The following is a 14,200-nucleotide window of genomic DNA, read 5'->3' on the forward strand; positions in this document are numbered from 1 at the left end:
CCGCGATTACGTCACCCAACAGGGGGAACAGGAGGGGAGGGGGATGAAGCCATTGTTCAAGACGCCTGTCGTCCGAATGGGTTGCCCCCGCGTCGGGTACCTCACCCCTTGGGCCCGGCTGCTTGCCCGGAGTGGCCATCGCGTGGTGCTATCCGGAGGCCCGCGCCGATCACCTTCGCCGCAACGCATAGGCTGATCGGACACGATGGTGAGATGAAGCACCGTCCGGGGATCCGGGCTTTGGGGAAGGGACTGTCAGGTGGCGTCGGGGAACGGCATCGGGGACCGCGGGGCGAGGCCGTATCGCAAGCGCAAGCCGCTGCCCGCGCTCATCGTCATCGGGGTGATGGCGCTGGGCGCGGTCATCGTCTGGATGAACGTCGTCGCGAGCAAATCCGATATCGACGCCAGGGTCCGCTGCGATCCGCCGCCCGTCCCGCAGGAAGGTGTCACCTACACGCCGCTGGCGCACAACGGGCTCGACGACCGGGCACCGGTGCCGCCGGACAAGGTCGCCGTCCAGGTGCTCAACGGATCCCAGGTCCGCGGCCAGGGCGGCATCGTCACCAGCACGCTCCGGGAACTCGGCTTCTCGCAGATCGTCGAGCCGGACGTCGACCCGGCCTACAAGAACACCGAAGCCAAGTGCCGCGGCCAGATCCGCTTCGGCGAGAACGGCGCCGCCGCGGCCCGCACGCTGAGCCTGGTGGTCCCGTGCGCCGAACTGGTCAAGGACAACCGCAAGGACGCTTCGGTCACGCTCACCACCGGCACCCTGCTCGGTGACGTCCGCCCGAAGGCGGAGGCCCGCCAGGTGCTCGACCAGCTCACGAAATGGTCGAAGGCGCAGCAGGGCAGCGGTGGCGGTGAGCAGTCGGCGGGCGGCGGCGCCCCGGTGATCGACCAGGCGCTGCTGAAGGCCGCCCGCGAAGCTCCCTGCTGAGCCAGTCCCTCAAGCGCTACGAACGGGGCGTTCCTGGCAAATTCTGCAAGGAACGCCCCGTTCATAGCGCCGGGCGAGGGGCTCAGATGGCGCTCACGCCCGACTCGATCAGCGCCTGACGCAACGGCCCTTCGATCGACGGCGCCACCGCGAAGGTCGCGTCCGGCCCCAGCTCCGTGTCCTCCCCCGGCAACGACACCCGCGCTCCCGCCTCGGCGGCGATGAGCGCCCCGGCGGCCCAGTCCCAGTGCCCGAGACCGTGCTCGACGTAGGCGTCCAGCCAGCCCGCCGCGACCGCGCACAGATCGAGTGACGCGGCCCCGTTGCGCCGGACGTCCCGCACCCGGGTCGCCAGCTCGGCGACGAACCGGGCCTGCTTCGTCCGCCGTTCGACCTTGTAGGCGAACCCCGTGCCGACGAGCGTCAAATCCAGCCGGGAAGGGGCGTTGACCGTCAGCGGCCGCCCGTCGAGGAACGCGCCCTGCCCTCGCGCGGCGGTCCAGCGGCGCCCGCTGACCGGTTCGACGACGGCGCCCGCCACCGACACCCCGCCGACCTGCGCGGCCACGGACACGGCGAACCAGGGCAGCCCGTAGAGGAAGTTCACCGTCCCGTCGATCGGGTCGACCACCCACGTCACGCCGTCCCCGGCGATCCCGCCGCCCTCCTCGCCGAGCACGGCGTCGCCGGGGCGCAGTTCGGCGAGGCGGGCGCGCACCAGCCGTTCCGACTCGTGGTCCACCGCGGTCACCACGTCGGTGTCCGCGGATTTGGTGTCCACGCGCACCTCGCGGCCCGCGTTCATCCCGGTCCAGGCCTCGTGGACCAGCTCGGCGGCCTCGCCCGCGACACGCTCGGCGACACTCTTCAGCAACGTCTCGTCAACTCCCACGTCCGCCATGTCACCACATCCGGTTAAAGTCTCCGAGGCAGGCTTCTGAATCGTGCGAGAAGGGACCACGTCCGTGGTGGAGGCGACCCGAGGTTTCGGTATCGACATCGGCGGCAGCGGGATCAAGGGCGCGCTGGTCGACTTGGCGGAGGGACAGCTGATCGGCGACCGGATCCGCATCGACACGCCGAAGCCGTCGACCCCGGAGGCGGTGGCGGACGTCGTCGCCGAGATCACCGGCCAGGCGGGCTGGGACGGCCCGGTGGGCGTCACCCTGCCCGCGGTGGTCAAGAAGGGGGTCGCGCACACCGCGGCCAACATCGACCGCAAATGGATCGGCACCGACGCCGACGCCCTGTTCGCCAAGCGCCTCGGCCGCGGCGTGGACGACATCGCGATGCTCAACGACGCGGACGCCGCCGGCATGGCCGAGATCCGCTGGGGCGACCCGGCCGCGCGGCGCGGCGTGACGGCGCTGCTGACCTTCGGCACCGGCATCGGCAGCGCGGTCTTCCAGGACGGGAAGCTCGTCCCCAACACCGAGTTCGGCCACATCGAGGTCGACGGCTTCGACGCGGAGAAGAAGGCCGCGGCGTCGGTGAAGGACAACGAAGAACTCTCGTATCCCGAATGGGCGGAACGGGTGAACAGGTATCTCTCCGTGCTGGAAAACCTGATCTGGCCGGATCTGTTCATCGTCGGCGGCGGGGTCAGCAAGAAGTCGCACAAATGGGTCCCGCTGCTGGACATCCGCACGCCGGTGATCGTCGCGTCGTTGCAGAACAACGCGGGCATCGTCGGCGCGGCGGCCGCCGCCGCGGAGGGCATCGAGCACTGACGCGCCCACGCTGACATCCGCGCCGCGGATGTCACTTCGGCGGGTCGGACGGCGTGTCGCGCCCGCCGGGTGGTGGTCCGCGCCGCGACGCTGTCACGTATCGTCGTTACAATGGAACACGGCCCACGGCGGCGGCACCCACGAAAACGAGGGAAACCGCAGGCCGAGGGGTGTTCCCCGAAAGTTTGAGGCAGCCGAGACCATCACGCCTCGGCTCGTCATGATCGACCGCTGCGAAAGGGCGTAAGTGGCAGCCGCAAGAACCGCAACCCGAAGCGGGACGAAGACAGCGACCGCAGCCGGCGAGCCGGCCGACGAGGCAGCCACCGACGCGGCGAAGCCCGCGGCGCGCAAGACCGCCGCCAAGGCGGCCGGCGCGAAGAAGGCCCCGGCGAAGAAGGCTCCGGCCAAGAAAACCACCACCAAGGGCGTCAAGACCGAAGACGGCGATCCGGAAGACGGTCCGGTCGAGCTCGACGAAGCCGACCTCGAAACCCCGGACCTCTCGGACCTCGAAGAGGTCGAGGTGGACGTCGTCGACGCTTCCGTCACCGAGGAGACGGAAGAGGACGCGGAGTCCGACGAGGACGTCGAAGAGACGCCCGCCCGCGGGCGCCGCACCTCGACCGACAAGAACGCCGGAAAGACCTCCGACAACCCGGACTTCGTCTGGGACGAGGAAGAGTCCGAGGCGCTGCGCCAGGCCCGCAAGGACGCCGAGCTCACCGCTTCGGCCGACTCGGTCCGCGCGTACCTCAAGCAGATCGGCAAGGTCGCCCTGCTGAACGCCGAGGAGGAGGTGGAGCTCGCCAAGCGCATCGAGGCCGGGCTCTACGCCGCCGAGCGCGTCCGCAACGCCGAGGAGGAGGGCGAGAAACTCGTCACCCAGATGCGGCGCGACCTCAAGTGGATCGTGCGCGACGGTGAGCGGGCGAAGAACCACCTGCTGGAGGCGAACCTCCGGCTCGTGGTCTCGCTGGCCAAGCGCTACACCGGCCGCGGCATGGCGTTCCTGGACCTGATCCAGGAGGGCAACCTCGGCCTGATCCGCGCGGTCGAGAAGTTCGACTACACCAAGGGCTACAAGTTCTCCACGTACGCCACCTGGTGGATCCGTCAGGCGATCACCCGCGCGATGGCCGACCAGGCCCGCACCATCCGTATCCCGGTGCACATGGTCGAGGTCATCAACAAGCTCGGCCGTATACAGCGTGAACTGCTGCAGGACCTCGGCCGCGAGCCCACCCCCGAAGAGCTCGCGAAGGAAATGGACATCTCCCCGGAGAAGGTCCTCGAGATCCAGCAGTACGCCCGCGAGCCGATCTCGCTCGACCAGACCATCGGCGACGAGGGCGACTCGCAGCTCGGTGACTTCATCGAAGACTCCGAGGCCGTCGTCGCGGTCGACGCGGTGTCGTTCACGCTGCTGCAGGACCAGCTCCAGTCGGTGCTGCAGACGCTGTCCGAACGCGAAGCGGGTGTGGTGCGGCTGCGGTTCGGCCTCACCGACGGCCAGCCGCGCACGCTCGACGAGATCGGCCAGGTGTACGGGGTGACCCGTGAGCGCATCCGGCAGATCGAGTCGAAGACGATGTCGAAGCTGCGTCACCCGTCGCGTTCGCAGGTGCTGCGCGACTACCTGGACTGATCCCGGGGTTCACGGAAGACCCCGTCACCGGTTTCGGTGGCGGGGTTTTTCGCGTCCGGTGTCGAAACACGGCCCGCTCGTCCGACGCGTGGGTATGACGAAACCTCACGCCACCGAGAACCTGGACCGATACGGATCCGCGGAACTGCCGTGGAGCCGCCCGCGCGAAATCCTCGCCGAGGACACGCCGACCGCCGACCTGACCTTCTTCGTGACGACAGTCCGTCCCGACGGGCGTCCGCACTCGGCAGGCGTGGGCGCCGTCTGGGTGGACGACGCCCTGTACTTCAAGGGCGGGCCGGACACGCGCCGGTCCCGCAACCTGGCCGCGCGCCCGGCGTGCACCGTTTCGGTGCGGCTGCGGGGAATCGACCTCACGATGGAGGGCGAGGCGCACCGCGTCACCGACCCGGCGACGCTGGAGCGCGTGGCGGCGGTCTACCGGACGGGCGGCTGGCCCGCGTCGGTCGAGGGCGACGCGCTCACGGCCCCCTTCAGCGCGCCCAGTGCGGGACCGCCGCCCTGGTATCTGTACCGCCTCACCCTGCGCCGCGCGATCGGCGTGGCGGGTGCGGAGCCCCACGGCGCGACGCGCTGGGACTTCGCCCCGTGAACTCCGGACGGCCTGAGCCCGGACGACCCGCGGCGGCACCCGGCCGCGGTCGTGTCGTCCGCCTGATCACGCGTGTCGTCCACCTGATGTACCTGGCAAGGTGTGAAGGTCGAGTTTCCTCGGCTGAGCCGAGGGAAGGGGGTCTTCACGCGCAGCCGTTGTGATTGCTGGTGCAAGTGGGGCGCATGTGGCGATTCGCGAGTCCGTGAAGGCCTCCTTGAGGGACTCTGGGTCCCTCAAGGAGGCCTTCACGGACTTGGGCGAACTCAGGGGCGGCCGGTCAAGGTCGTCCACGGGACGTGCACGGTCACCCGCTCCCGCAACTGCTCGTTCATCAGCCACAGTTCCCCGGTCGCCGGCCAGTACGACAGGTTCTGCGAGTTCACCGGCGCGCGGCCGCTCAGCCGCGACGTCGAAGTGCCGCCGACCCCGCCGTGCAGGCACGACGGATGGTCGCCCGCCACCCCGGCGTACTCCGGGCACACGCCGGTCATCACGAAATACCCGTTGCGCGCCACCGCTCCCTGCATGCCCCACACCGGCGACACGAAGCCTTCCTTCGCGTGCACGGTGCCATCGGCGGACACCTTCGGCAGGCCTGTCGCGCGGTCGAACGGCCACCGCAGCACCCGGCCGCCCGCCGCGTTCGGGATGTGCTCCGAGGTCACGATCGAGCCGTCACTGTGGTCGAACGACATCGTCGCGAGACACGGCCGCGTCCCGGGGGCGTTGGTGCAGCCGCCTCCGCCGGGGTACCAGTACGCGCCGACCTGCGGCATCGCGTAGTCGTAGAACGCCGCGTGGTACTTGCCGTCCGGGCCCTTGCCGACGACGCCGGAGCTGTCGTCGACCTTCCAGAAATGCGTGGTGTCGAAGACCCGCACCACTCCCCCGGTGGTCGCGACGAACAGCCGGTTCCCGATCCACGTCATGCCGTGCCCGTGTCCTTGCACGACGGCGAAGTTGTCGTTCGACGTCGGTTCGACGAGCAGCACGTGCCGGTATCCCAGTCCGGTAGCGTCCACAAAGGACAGACGAACCATGGTGTCGCCCGGAGTGTGCCAGGACGCCGCCACGACCCGTTTGCCGCCGACCTTCCCGGTCGCCGCGTCCGCGTCGCCGGAGCCGGTCAGTCCTTGCGGGATCCAGTCGTTGGTCTTGTCGTCGTTCGCGTCTTCCCAGCAGAATCCGGCCGGTTTCAGCGCCGTCGCGAGATAGGTGGCGTGGCACAACGGCCGCGCCTTCCGGTTGGCCGACGCCAAGACGTCGGGCAGGCCCTTCGGCGGGAGGTGTTTCTCCAGCGCGGCGATCCGGGCGCCGTAGGTGTCGAAGGTCGAACCGGACGTCCAGCGGAATCCGTCGACCGTGGCCGCGTCCATCTTCGGGAAGGCGGCCGCGGCCGACGCGACCCCGGGGATGAGCCCGAACACCAGCAACAGCGCGGCGAGAAGTCCCAGCCTCTTCATACCCGCGAGCCTCCCGGCCGCGCGCATACGTTCGATACAAATCTCGTCAGGACACCGAAAGTCCGCGCTCGCCCAGGGATTCCTCGATCCGGAGCCGTTCGATCTCCCGGTCGAAGCCCTCCGGCAGCGCGTCCAGCCGGTGGTCGACCTCGACCTCCCGGCAGGCTTGGACGAGCAGCGCGTCGTACGCCTGCCTGGTGCCGTACCGGCGCACGGCGGAGGCGCCGGGCGGGAGTTCCGCCAGCAGGCGGTGCACCCGGCGCAGATCGGCGGCGAGCTTCTCGATGGGCGGGCCCGCCGGGACCTCGGGTTCGCGGCGGCGGCGCCACCGGCGCACCACCTCGGGAACCTTCAGCGCGCACCAGAAAAGAACCGAAGGCGCCACGGCGACAACGGCGTACAGCGCGACAGGCCCGATGGCCACGACTAAGGGTAAACCCGCGCGGAGCACCGGAGAATCCTCGAATCCGGGCTATATTCGCGACTGTGCTGACCGAGAGCTACCGCTACCCGGACGCCGGCGACCATGTCACCGGCGTGTTCATCCGACGGCACGAACCCTACGACGGCTACTGGACGGCCAGCGAGGACCGCGCGCTCGGCAAGGTCGCCGACGAGCTCGCCGCGATCCTCGGCCCGCGCGAAGAGGTCAAGGCGCTCGACGCCGGCTGCGGTGAAGGACGCCTTCTCCCCTGGCTCGCGCGGTTCTCCGCCGACGTCACCGCCGCGGATCCCGACCCGGACAGGCTGGCCAAGGCCCGGGAAACCACCATCGAAGACACCGAGCTCTCGTTCACCGTCACACCGATCACCGAACTGGACGGCGGCCCGTACGACCTCGTGCTGTGCAGCCACGTCATCCAGCACGTGCCGACGCCGGACGTCCGGCCGATCCTGCGGCGGCTGGCCGGGATCACCGCGCCCGGCGGCGCACTGGTGCTGGCCTACAGCCGGTCGCCGATCGGGCAAGGCGCGTTCAGCCTCGACAGCGTCGAGGCGGGTACCGAAGTCCGCTCTCGCCGCGTTTCGCGCGAAGAGTTCGACAAAGCATTACGCGACGGCGGCCCGGCGCTCCCGGTGCACTACCTCGATCCCGAGGAGGTCACCGCCGACGCGGCCGAGGCGGGCTGGCGCACCGAGTGGGAGTGGACGTATCACGTCCTCGACGATCTCGGTCCGGCCGACGAGCACATCGACCGCGACGAACTGGTCAACGCCTCCGGCCCGCTGCGCCGTCACCTCGGCCGGGACCTGATCGCTCTCCTCCGCCGCGGATGACCGCGCTGCTCCTCACCTTCGCCTGGGCGGTCCCGCTGTCGGAACGGGAGGCCGAGAAGGTGCTGGACGGCGGCCGGGACCGCGGGCTGCTGGTCCATCTCGACGGGAAACTCGGCGAGGAGTGGACGGCCGCGGAGAACTTCCTGGCCAGTTACACGAAACCACCGCGAAGACGGGTGCTGCGCAAACGCACCGGCGGCTCCCGGCTGTCCATCCGCGTCGGCGCGGTCGGGCTGCCGTGCGAACTCGTGGTCACCTGGCATCCCGCCTATCACGCGATGACGCTGGTCCTCGCCATCACGATCACCGGCGCGGCCGCGGACGGTCCCGCCGCCGAATTCGACCTGGCCATCGCCGTGCTGCAAAGCCTTCAGGGCCGTGAAACGGCGAACGGCGAGAAAGGGCTGCACGGCGGCTACGGCGAGAAGACGTTCCCCTCGCTTCTCAAAACCGTCACCCACATCTTCGAGGACCTGACCAGGGGCTGCGGCCTCACCGAAGGGCTCGGCCGCAAGGGCTGGTGCGTCGAGCTGCGGTCCCACGACGGGCATCCGCCCGCCCAGCGGGTCGCCGCCGATCCCCGGCCCTACTACGGGCTGGCGACCAGTGACGAAGGCTGGCGGTTCGTGCCCCGCGAGGTCGCGAGGGACGCGCTCGGCCCGTCGTGGGGCACGCGCTCGTTCGTCGCCGCCTACACGATGGCGGGCGGGATCGTCTGCCTCAACAGCAAGGACTCCGAGTACGTCGAGCACCAGGACGAGCTGATGCGCGGCCCGTTCGGCGCCGCCGAACCGTACTTCGGCATCGACAGCGAGATCGGCGGGCTCGACCACGGGATGCTCTTCATCCTCGAACGCGTCCTGATCCGGATGGCACTGGCCGACCAGTGGCTGGCGTCGATGAGGAAATCCGGGAGCCGTACCCGGCTGCTGCGCGGCTCGCTCGACGACATCCTCGAGATGCTGCACTCGGTGCTGCCGCCCGAGATCGATTCGCTGGAACGCCGCCTGGTCACCAGCATGGGTGTGGAGCGGATCATCGCCCAGCTCGACCGCCAGGCCGAGGCGATGGACGAGGAGACCCGGTACGCCTACGAGAACACGGTGAGCGCGCGGGTCACGCGGCTCACCGTGGTCACCGTCGTCCTGACGGTCGTCACCATCGTCCTCGGCGTCCTCCAGGTGCTGGTCTCACTCTGACCGGCGGCGCTGCTTGCGGGCCCGTTCGGCGAACAGCAGCCCCACACCCCCGGCCACCATCAGCGCGCTCACCACCACGTGCATCCCGGACGGGAGCAGGTGGAGCTGCACGAACCAGCTCGGGTTCGTGCTGCCCAGCAGCCGGTTGATCAGCCCGCCCCCGCCCTGCACCAGCAGGAGGATTCCCAGTAGTTCGATCATCGTCGAGCCCCTTCCTTGACCCTCTCGTCCTTGGGGGACAGTTCCTGCCACAGCGGCCCGGTGGCGAACCAGATGGCCGTCACGACCCCCAGCCTCGGCAGCCAGCCCCACAACGGCTCGACCTGCTCGGTGTCGCCGACCATGAAGATCAGCAGGAGCAGGACCCCCGCGGCCAGCCCGCAGGCCAGCACGCATTTGAACCAGTCACGCCATTCGGTGCGCAGCTTCTCCCGGCCCCTCGGCTTGGGCGGCGGTGGCGGCCCGCCCGCGAACCGGTGGGCGAACCGGACGTCGGCCCACTTGATCATCGAATGCCCGAACACGACGCTGAAGCCCAGGTACACCGCGGCCAGGCCGTGCACGAAATTCGCCGTGGCGCCGTTGCGCAGGTCGATGACCGTCGCGACCAGCACGACGAGATCGATCACCGGGGTCAGGAGCAGCAGCACGACACTGGTCCGCTTCAGCTTGAGCAGATAGCGGGCCACGAGGCCGGCGACGATGGCGACCCAGAAACCGATCTCCCCGCCGGCGACCACGGCCGCCATCGGGTTTTCCGCGATGAAGTCCCAGATCTTGTTCACGCCGTAAGCCTCGCCGACCGCACCGGTCCTCCGCGTCGGCGTACGGCACGAGATCACCGTCATCAGTTAGTAGGACCCCGCGGCCCCTCCCGGTGTGCTGGGATGGGGCGGTGCCCACGTTCGTCCCGCGCCTGAACCACCTCGCCGAATGGAAACAGGACCTCGCCATCGCCTTCGGCACCTGGGTCCTCGGCGTGCTGGTCTATCTCAGCGGGATGCACGTGCTGCTCAACGGCAAGGACGACACGCCGCTGTGGATCCGGCTGACCGAACTGACCGTGTTGTGCCTCCTGCAGGTGCTGCGCCGCAAGATCCCCTGGGGACTGATGTGCGGGCTGGTCGTCCTCGGCGTGGACATCGCGTTCGGTCCCTCGCTGCCGATCTTCGTCATCTTCACCGACTTCCTCTACGCGACCACGCTGTACGGCTCACGACGCGTCAGCAGGGTGATGATCGGCGTCGCCGCGGTCGGGACGCTCGGGGCGGTCTGCCTGGCGCTCCTCTTCTCCGCGCAGTGGCGGACGGCGATCCTTGTCGCGTTCGCCTTCCTGCCGTTCCTGGTCACGCCGGTGTGGTGGGCCGCCAACGTCCGTCAGCAACGGGACATCGCCCACAACGAGCGGGCGAACGCGGTCCAGCTGGCCACGATCGGCGAACTGGACCGGAAGGCCGCCGTCGCGGGGGAACGCTCGAAGATGGCGCGGGATCTGCACGACGTCATCGCCGGGCATCTCTCGGCGATCGCGATCCAGTCCGAGGCCGCGCTGTCGATGGCCACCGCCGACCCGGAACTGTCCAGGAAGGTCCTGGAATCGGTGCGGGAGAACAGTGTGAGCGCGCTGGACGAGATGCGCGCGATGATCGGGCTGCTGCGCGCGGATCCGTCCACCGGGGACAGCGAGATCGAGCCGACCGCGCCCGCCCGGCTGGCCGAACTGTCCAAACTGGTCGAATCCGCGCGGGCGAGCGGGCTGGAGGTCGAGCTCGGTTCCACCCCCGGCCAGCCGGCCCACCTGCCCGCCGCGGTCGACCTGACCGCGTACCGGATCGCGCAGGAGGCGCTCACCAACGCGGCCAAGCACGCCGCGGGTGGCCGGGCCGTGCTCGACATCCGCGCCGACGGAGGCATACTCACCGTCGAAGTGCGCAACGATCTTCGTCCCGGCTCCGGCTCGGGTGACGACGGCGGGACCGGACTCGGCCTGCTGAACATGCGGGAACGCGCCGCCGCGGTGGGCGGCACTCTCGCCGCCGGGCCGTCCGGCGGTGGCTGGCTGGTCCGTGCCGAACTGCCTCTGGAGGGGTCTTGAGCGACGGGAACATCAAGGTGCTGGTCGCCGACGACCACGGCGCCATCCGTGCCGGGTTGATGATGATCCTCGGCAACGCCGAGGGCATCGAGGTGGTCGGCGAAGCGGCGGACGGCGCCACCGCCGTCCGGCAGGCGAAGGCCCTGAAACCGGACGTCGTACTGATGGACGTGCGCATGCCCGGCGTCGACGGCATCGCGGCCACCCGGGAGCTGACCGCGGAGGGGCTGTGCGAAGTCCTCGTGCTGACGACGTTCGATCTCGACGAGTACGTCCACGCCGCGTTGCGGGCGGGCGCGGCCGGGTTCCTGCTGAAGTCGGTCGAAGCGTCGCGGCTGATCGAGGCGGTGAAACTGGTCGCGGCGGGTGAAGGAGTGCTCGCCCCGCAGGTCACGCGAAAGCTGATCGCCGCCTTCGCCGCCGGGACCCGCGAGCCTTCCCTGGTCCCCGACGGGCTCGAAGACCTGACCGAACGCGAGCGCGAAGTGCTGGCGTGCCTGGGCGGCGGCCTGTCCAACGCGCAGATCGGGACCCGGCTGCACATCGGCGAGACCACGGTGAAAACGCACGTCTCCCGGGTGCTGACGAAGCTGGAACTGCGGTCGCGGGTGCAGGCGGCGATCCTCGCCCAGGAGAACGGCGTCGTCCTGGAGGAGTGAACCCGCACCGATCTGCGAGGTGGACGGTGATCTTCTAGCGTGACCCTTCATGCGGCGAACTCTGGACGTGGACGAGGTCCTGAAACGGCAGGACTCGGGTGAGCTGAAACGCCGGCTGCACGGGCGCGACCTGATCGGGTTCGGCGTCGGCATCATCATCGGCACCGGGATCTTCACCCTCGCCGGGGTCGAGGCGAAATCCCACGCGGGCCCGTCGGTCACGTTGTCGTTCGTGCTCGGCGCCGTCGTCGCCGGGATGGCCGCCCTGTGTTACGCCGAACTCGCCTCCAGCGTGCCGACTGCGGGAAGCGCCTACACCTACGCCTTCGCCACCCTCGGCGAGACCTTCGCCTGGATCATCGGCTGGGATCTGCTGCTCGAGTTCGCCCTCGGCGCGGCCGTCGTGTCGCGCGGCTGGTCCGGCTATCTCGCGAATCTGATGGGGCTCTCCCCCGAGTGGTTCGGCGAAGACGCGAAGGTGAACATAGGCGCGGTGGCGATCATCGCCGTGCTGACCGTGATCGCCGTCCTCGGGATCAAGGAGTCGGCGCGGGTGACGAACCTGCTCGTCCTGGTCAAGGTCGCGGTCTGCGTGCTGATCCTCGCGGTCGGCGTGTTCTACATCCGCGGCGAGAACCTCACCCCGTTCATCCCGCCCGCCCAGGCGCCGACGGAGACGGCCGGGACCCTGCATCAGCCGATCGTGCAGGCCGCGCTCGGGCTCGAACAGTCCGTCTACGGGATCGCCGGGATGGTGACGGCCGCGGCCGTCGTCTTCTTCGCCTACACCGGTTTCGAAGCGCTCGCCAACCTCGGCGAGGAGACCGTGAACCCGAAACGCGATCTGCGCGTCGGCATCCTCGGCGCGCTCGGTGTCTGCGCCCTGCTGTACATCGGGGTCTCGCTGGTGCTGACCGGGATGGTGCCGTTCACCGAGATCGACGCGGGCGCCCCGCTCGCCGACGCCTTCGACCGCGTCGGGCAGCACTGGGTGGGCGCGCTGATCTCGCTCGGCGCGGTCACCGGGCTGACGTCGGTGATGATGGTGGAACTGGTGACGATCGGCCGGATCGGGTTCGCGATGGGCCGCGACGGCCTGCTGCCGAAGAAGTTCGGCACGGCGCACCCGCGCTGGGGCACCCCGCACCGGATGACCATCGCCGGCGCGGTGCTGATCGCGGCGCTGGCCGCGTTCGTGCCGATCTCCGAACTCGCCGACATGGTCAGCATCGGCGCGCTGTCGGCGATGATCATCGTCGCGGTGGCCGTCCCGGTGCTGCGGAAACGCCGTCCGGACCTGGACCGCCCGTTCACCGTGCCGTTTTCGCCCTACCTGCCGATCCTGGCGGCGCTGGCGTGCTTCTACCTGATGCTGAACCTGGACGTGATGACGTGGCTGCGGTTCGCCGCGTGGCTGCTGCTCGGCCTGCTGATCTACGTCTTCTACGGGCGCGAGCATTCCCGGTTCGCGAAGGACGACGTCAGCTCCACAGACCGGCCGTCGTGATCGCGGCGACGGCGGCCTCGGCGTCGCCGTCGTCGACCACGACCAGCATCCGCTTGAGCGCCGCGGCCACCCATTCCACCGGCTGATCGTGCAACCCGTTGTCCCCCAAGGACGGATAACCGTCCATAATGGATACCAAGGTTCCTTCGGCGCCGATCCGCAGCCCGGCGGCCAGCACGTGGTGCGCGGCGGCCGGGCGCCAGCGGGACGACCACAGCGGCGGGATCCCCGTGTCGAGGTAGTCGAGCAGCGCTCGCGCCGGGGTGTCGTGCGCGCCGAACTCGGCCGGGTCGACCTCCGCGATCACCGCGACCCGCGGCAGCTGCCACAGCGCGGCCAGGAGCATGAACAACGACTGGGGTGCCCAGTTCCCGCTGGCGGACACGGCGGCGAGCCGTCCGCCCGACAGCGCCCCGATCGCCCGGGACAGCCCTTCGGTCGTGGTGCCCGACAGCGCCGCGACCTCGTCCTGGCCCGCGACACCGAATCCCGCCGCGCGCAGGGCGGCCAGCGCGGTGAACGGCCCGGCGAGCCCGTCCTTCTGCGGGAGTTCGGCCCGCGCGACGGCGACGAGGTGCTCGCCGCCGGGCAGCCAGCGCCGCCCGGACAGCCCCGTCCGGTCGCCGTCGATTCCGGAGGACATCAGTCTTCGAACGTCCACGACTGCATGATGAACGGCCCGTCGTTCGACGCCCCGGCCGAGGTGTAGGTCGCCAGCGCGGCCTGGTTGTCCGTTTCGACCCCGACCCACATCCCCCGGCAGCCGCGCTTCCGCGCGAGCCCGGCCAGCGCGTCGACCAGGTCGCGGCCGATCCCGCGCCGCTGGTAGTCCGGGCTGACGTCGAGTTCGTTGAGGAACATCTCGGTGCCCTTGTCCGGATGCGTCACCTCGGTGCCGGTGATCATCCCCGCGGGTTCGCCGTCCTCGTAGGCGATCAGGAGATGGTTCTCCGCCCCCGCCAGGAACTTCTCGGACGCGTCCCGTTGCGCGGGCCCGTCGAACAGATGCTGAGCGGCGACGACCTCCTCGACGGTGACCGCCCGCCGGATCTCGGCCACATG

At 69.8% G+C, this 14,200-nt stretch carries 16 protein-coding genes; 9 read left to right on the forward strand and 7 right to left on the reverse strand.

The features are described from left to right. The first annotated feature begins 259 nt into the window (after positions 1-259). Positions 260-943 (forward strand): envelope integrity protein Cei, encoded by a 684-nt coding sequence (gene cei / locus CVV72_RS16250; protein WP_219153198.1) that lies wholly within the window; start codon positions 260-262, stop codon positions 941-943. Between the two features lie 82 nt (positions 944-1,025). Here the strand turns inward: cei and CVV72_RS16255 are convergent, their stop codons facing one another. After that, the gene (locus CVV72_RS16255; protein ID WP_219153199.1) at positions 1,026-1,844 is read right to left on the reverse strand and encodes an inositol monophosphatase family protein; all 819 of its coding nucleotides are present in this window, start codon (positions 1,842-1,844) and stop codon (positions 1,026-1,028) included. 67 nt (positions 1,845-1,911) lie between these two features. Between CVV72_RS16255 and ppgK the strand changes: the two genes are divergently transcribed. The 3 genes from ppgK to CVV72_RS16270 all read left to right on the forward strand — a co-directional run bounded on the left by ppgK (position 1,912) and on the right by CVV72_RS16270 (position 4,934). After that, a complete protein-coding gene (gene ppgK, locus CVV72_RS16260; protein ID WP_219153986.1) occupies positions 1,912-2,673 on the forward strand; it encodes a polyphosphate--glucose phosphotransferase in 762 nt (253 codons plus the stop codon). Positions 2,674-2,920: 247 nt separating this feature from the next. Continuing rightward, a complete protein-coding gene (locus CVV72_RS16265) occupies positions 2,921-4,321 on the forward strand; it encodes an RNA polymerase sigma factor (protein WP_219153200.1) in 1,401 nt (466 codons plus the stop codon). Positions 4,322-4,415: 94 nt separating this feature from the next. Next, positions 4,416-4,934, forward strand: a complete 519-nt coding sequence (locus CVV72_RS16270; RefSeq protein WP_219153201.1) for a pyridoxamine 5'-phosphate oxidase family protein — start codon at positions 4,416-4,418, stop codon at positions 4,932-4,934. 266 nt (positions 4,935-5,200) lie between these two features. Here CVV72_RS16270 and CVV72_RS16275 read toward each other — a convergent pair whose 3' ends face one another. Next, complete coding sequence (locus tag CVV72_RS16275; protein WP_255632713.1) at positions 5,201-6,400, reverse strand: hypothetical protein; 1,200 nt, start codon at positions 6,398-6,400, stop codon at positions 5,201-5,203. Between the two features lie 46 nt (positions 6,401-6,446). Next, a complete protein-coding gene (locus CVV72_RS16280) occupies positions 6,447-6,824 on the reverse strand; it encodes a hypothetical protein (RefSeq protein WP_219153203.1) in 378 nt (125 codons plus the stop codon). A 62-nt stretch (positions 6,825-6,886) separates the two neighbouring features. Between CVV72_RS16280 and CVV72_RS16285 the strand changes: the two genes are divergently transcribed. Together CVV72_RS16285 and CVV72_RS16290 are read left to right on the forward strand one after the other, a co-directional pair. Continuing rightward, complete coding sequence (locus tag CVV72_RS16285) at positions 6,887-7,678, forward strand: bifunctional 2-polyprenyl-6-hydroxyphenol methylase/3-demethylubiquinol 3-O-methyltransferase UbiG (protein ID WP_219153204.1); 792 nt, start codon at positions 6,887-6,889, stop codon at positions 7,676-7,678. Next, positions 7,675-8,877 (forward strand): hypothetical protein, encoded by a 1,203-nt coding sequence (locus tag CVV72_RS16290; protein ID WP_219153205.1) that lies wholly within the window; start codon positions 7,675-7,677, stop codon positions 8,875-8,877. Before CVV72_RS16285 ends, CVV72_RS16290 begins: the two co-directional genes overlap by 4 nt. Here the strand turns inward: CVV72_RS16290 and CVV72_RS16295 are convergent. Continuing rightward, complete coding sequence (locus tag CVV72_RS16295) at positions 8,869-9,078, reverse strand: hypothetical protein (protein WP_125675274.1); 210 nt, start codon at positions 9,076-9,078, stop codon at positions 8,869-8,871. The genes CVV72_RS16290 and CVV72_RS16295 overlap by 9 nt on opposite strands. Continuing rightward, entirely contained in the window at positions 9,075-9,662 is a 588-nt protein-coding gene (locus CVV72_RS16300) for a hypothetical protein (protein ID WP_219153206.1), read from the reverse strand. Before CVV72_RS16300 ends, CVV72_RS16295 begins: the two co-directional genes overlap by 4 nt. 110 nt (positions 9,663-9,772) lie before the next feature. Here CVV72_RS16300 and CVV72_RS16305 point away from each other — a divergent pair, with 110 nt between their 5' ends. From CVV72_RS16305 to CVV72_RS16315, 3 genes are all read left to right on the forward strand, one after another. Next, a complete protein-coding gene (locus tag CVV72_RS16305; RefSeq protein WP_219153207.1) occupies positions 9,773-10,972 on the forward strand; it encodes a sensor histidine kinase in 1,200 nt (399 codons plus the stop codon). Further along, positions 10,969-11,631: a response regulator transcription factor gene (locus tag CVV72_RS16310; protein WP_126731506.1), complete on the forward strand. Its 663-nt coding sequence runs from the start codon at positions 10,969-10,971 to the stop codon at positions 11,629-11,631. The genes CVV72_RS16305 and CVV72_RS16310 overlap by 4 nt, the downstream gene beginning before the upstream one ends. Positions 11,632-11,698: 67 nt before the next feature. Continuing rightward, a complete protein-coding gene (locus CVV72_RS16315) occupies positions 11,699-13,138 on the forward strand; it encodes an APC family permease (protein WP_219153987.1) in 1,440 nt (479 codons plus the stop codon). Here the strand turns inward: CVV72_RS16315 and CVV72_RS16320 are convergent. Then, positions 13,113-13,781 (reverse strand): hypothetical protein, encoded by a 669-nt coding sequence (locus CVV72_RS16320; RefSeq protein ID WP_219153988.1) that lies wholly within the window; start codon positions 13,779-13,781, stop codon positions 13,113-13,115. The two genes, CVV72_RS16315 and CVV72_RS16320, sit on opposite strands and share 26 nt — an antisense overlap. Then, positions 13,781-14,197 carry a GNAT family N-acetyltransferase gene (locus tag CVV72_RS16325; RefSeq protein ID WP_219153208.1) on the reverse strand — a complete coding sequence of 139 codons (417 nt, stop codon included), beginning with the start codon at positions 14,195-14,197 and terminating at the stop codon, positions 13,781-13,783. Before CVV72_RS16325 ends, CVV72_RS16320 begins: the two co-directional genes overlap by 1 nt. Positions 14,198-14,200 lie beyond the last annotated feature (3 nt).

Origin of the sequence: Amycolatopsis sp. TNS106, from assembly GCF_019330265.1 — a bacterium.
In the GTDB taxonomy this organism is placed as follows: Bacteria; Actinomycetota; Actinomycetes; order Mycobacteriales; family Pseudonocardiaceae; genus Amycolatopsis; species Amycolatopsis lurida.

Excerpts from the sequence above, each read along its gene's own strand:
- CVV72_RS16255 (WP_219153199.1), bottom strand. The coding sequence starts at position 1,844 with ATGGCGGACGTGGGAGTTGACGAGACGTTGCTGAAGAGTGTCGCCGAG.
- CVV72_RS16270 (WP_219153201.1), top strand. The coding sequence starts at position 4,416 with ATGACGAAACCTCACGCCACCGAGAACCTGGACCGATACGGATCCGCG.
- CVV72_RS16275 (WP_255632713.1), bottom strand. The coding sequence starts at position 6,400 with ATGAAGAGGCTGGGACTTCTCGCCGCGCTGTTGCTGGTGTTCGGGCTC.
- CVV72_RS16290 (WP_219153205.1), top strand. The coding sequence starts at position 7,675 with ATGACCGCGCTGCTCCTCACCTTCGCCTGGGCGGTCCCGCTGTCGGAA.
- CVV72_RS16295 (WP_125675274.1), bottom strand. The coding sequence starts at position 9,078 with ATGATCGAACTACTGGGAATCCTCCTGCTGGTGCAGGGCGGGGGCGGG.
- CVV72_RS16320 (WP_219153988.1), bottom strand. The coding sequence starts at position 13,781 with ATGTCCTCCGGAATCGACGGCGACCGGACGGGGCTGTCCGGGCGGCGC.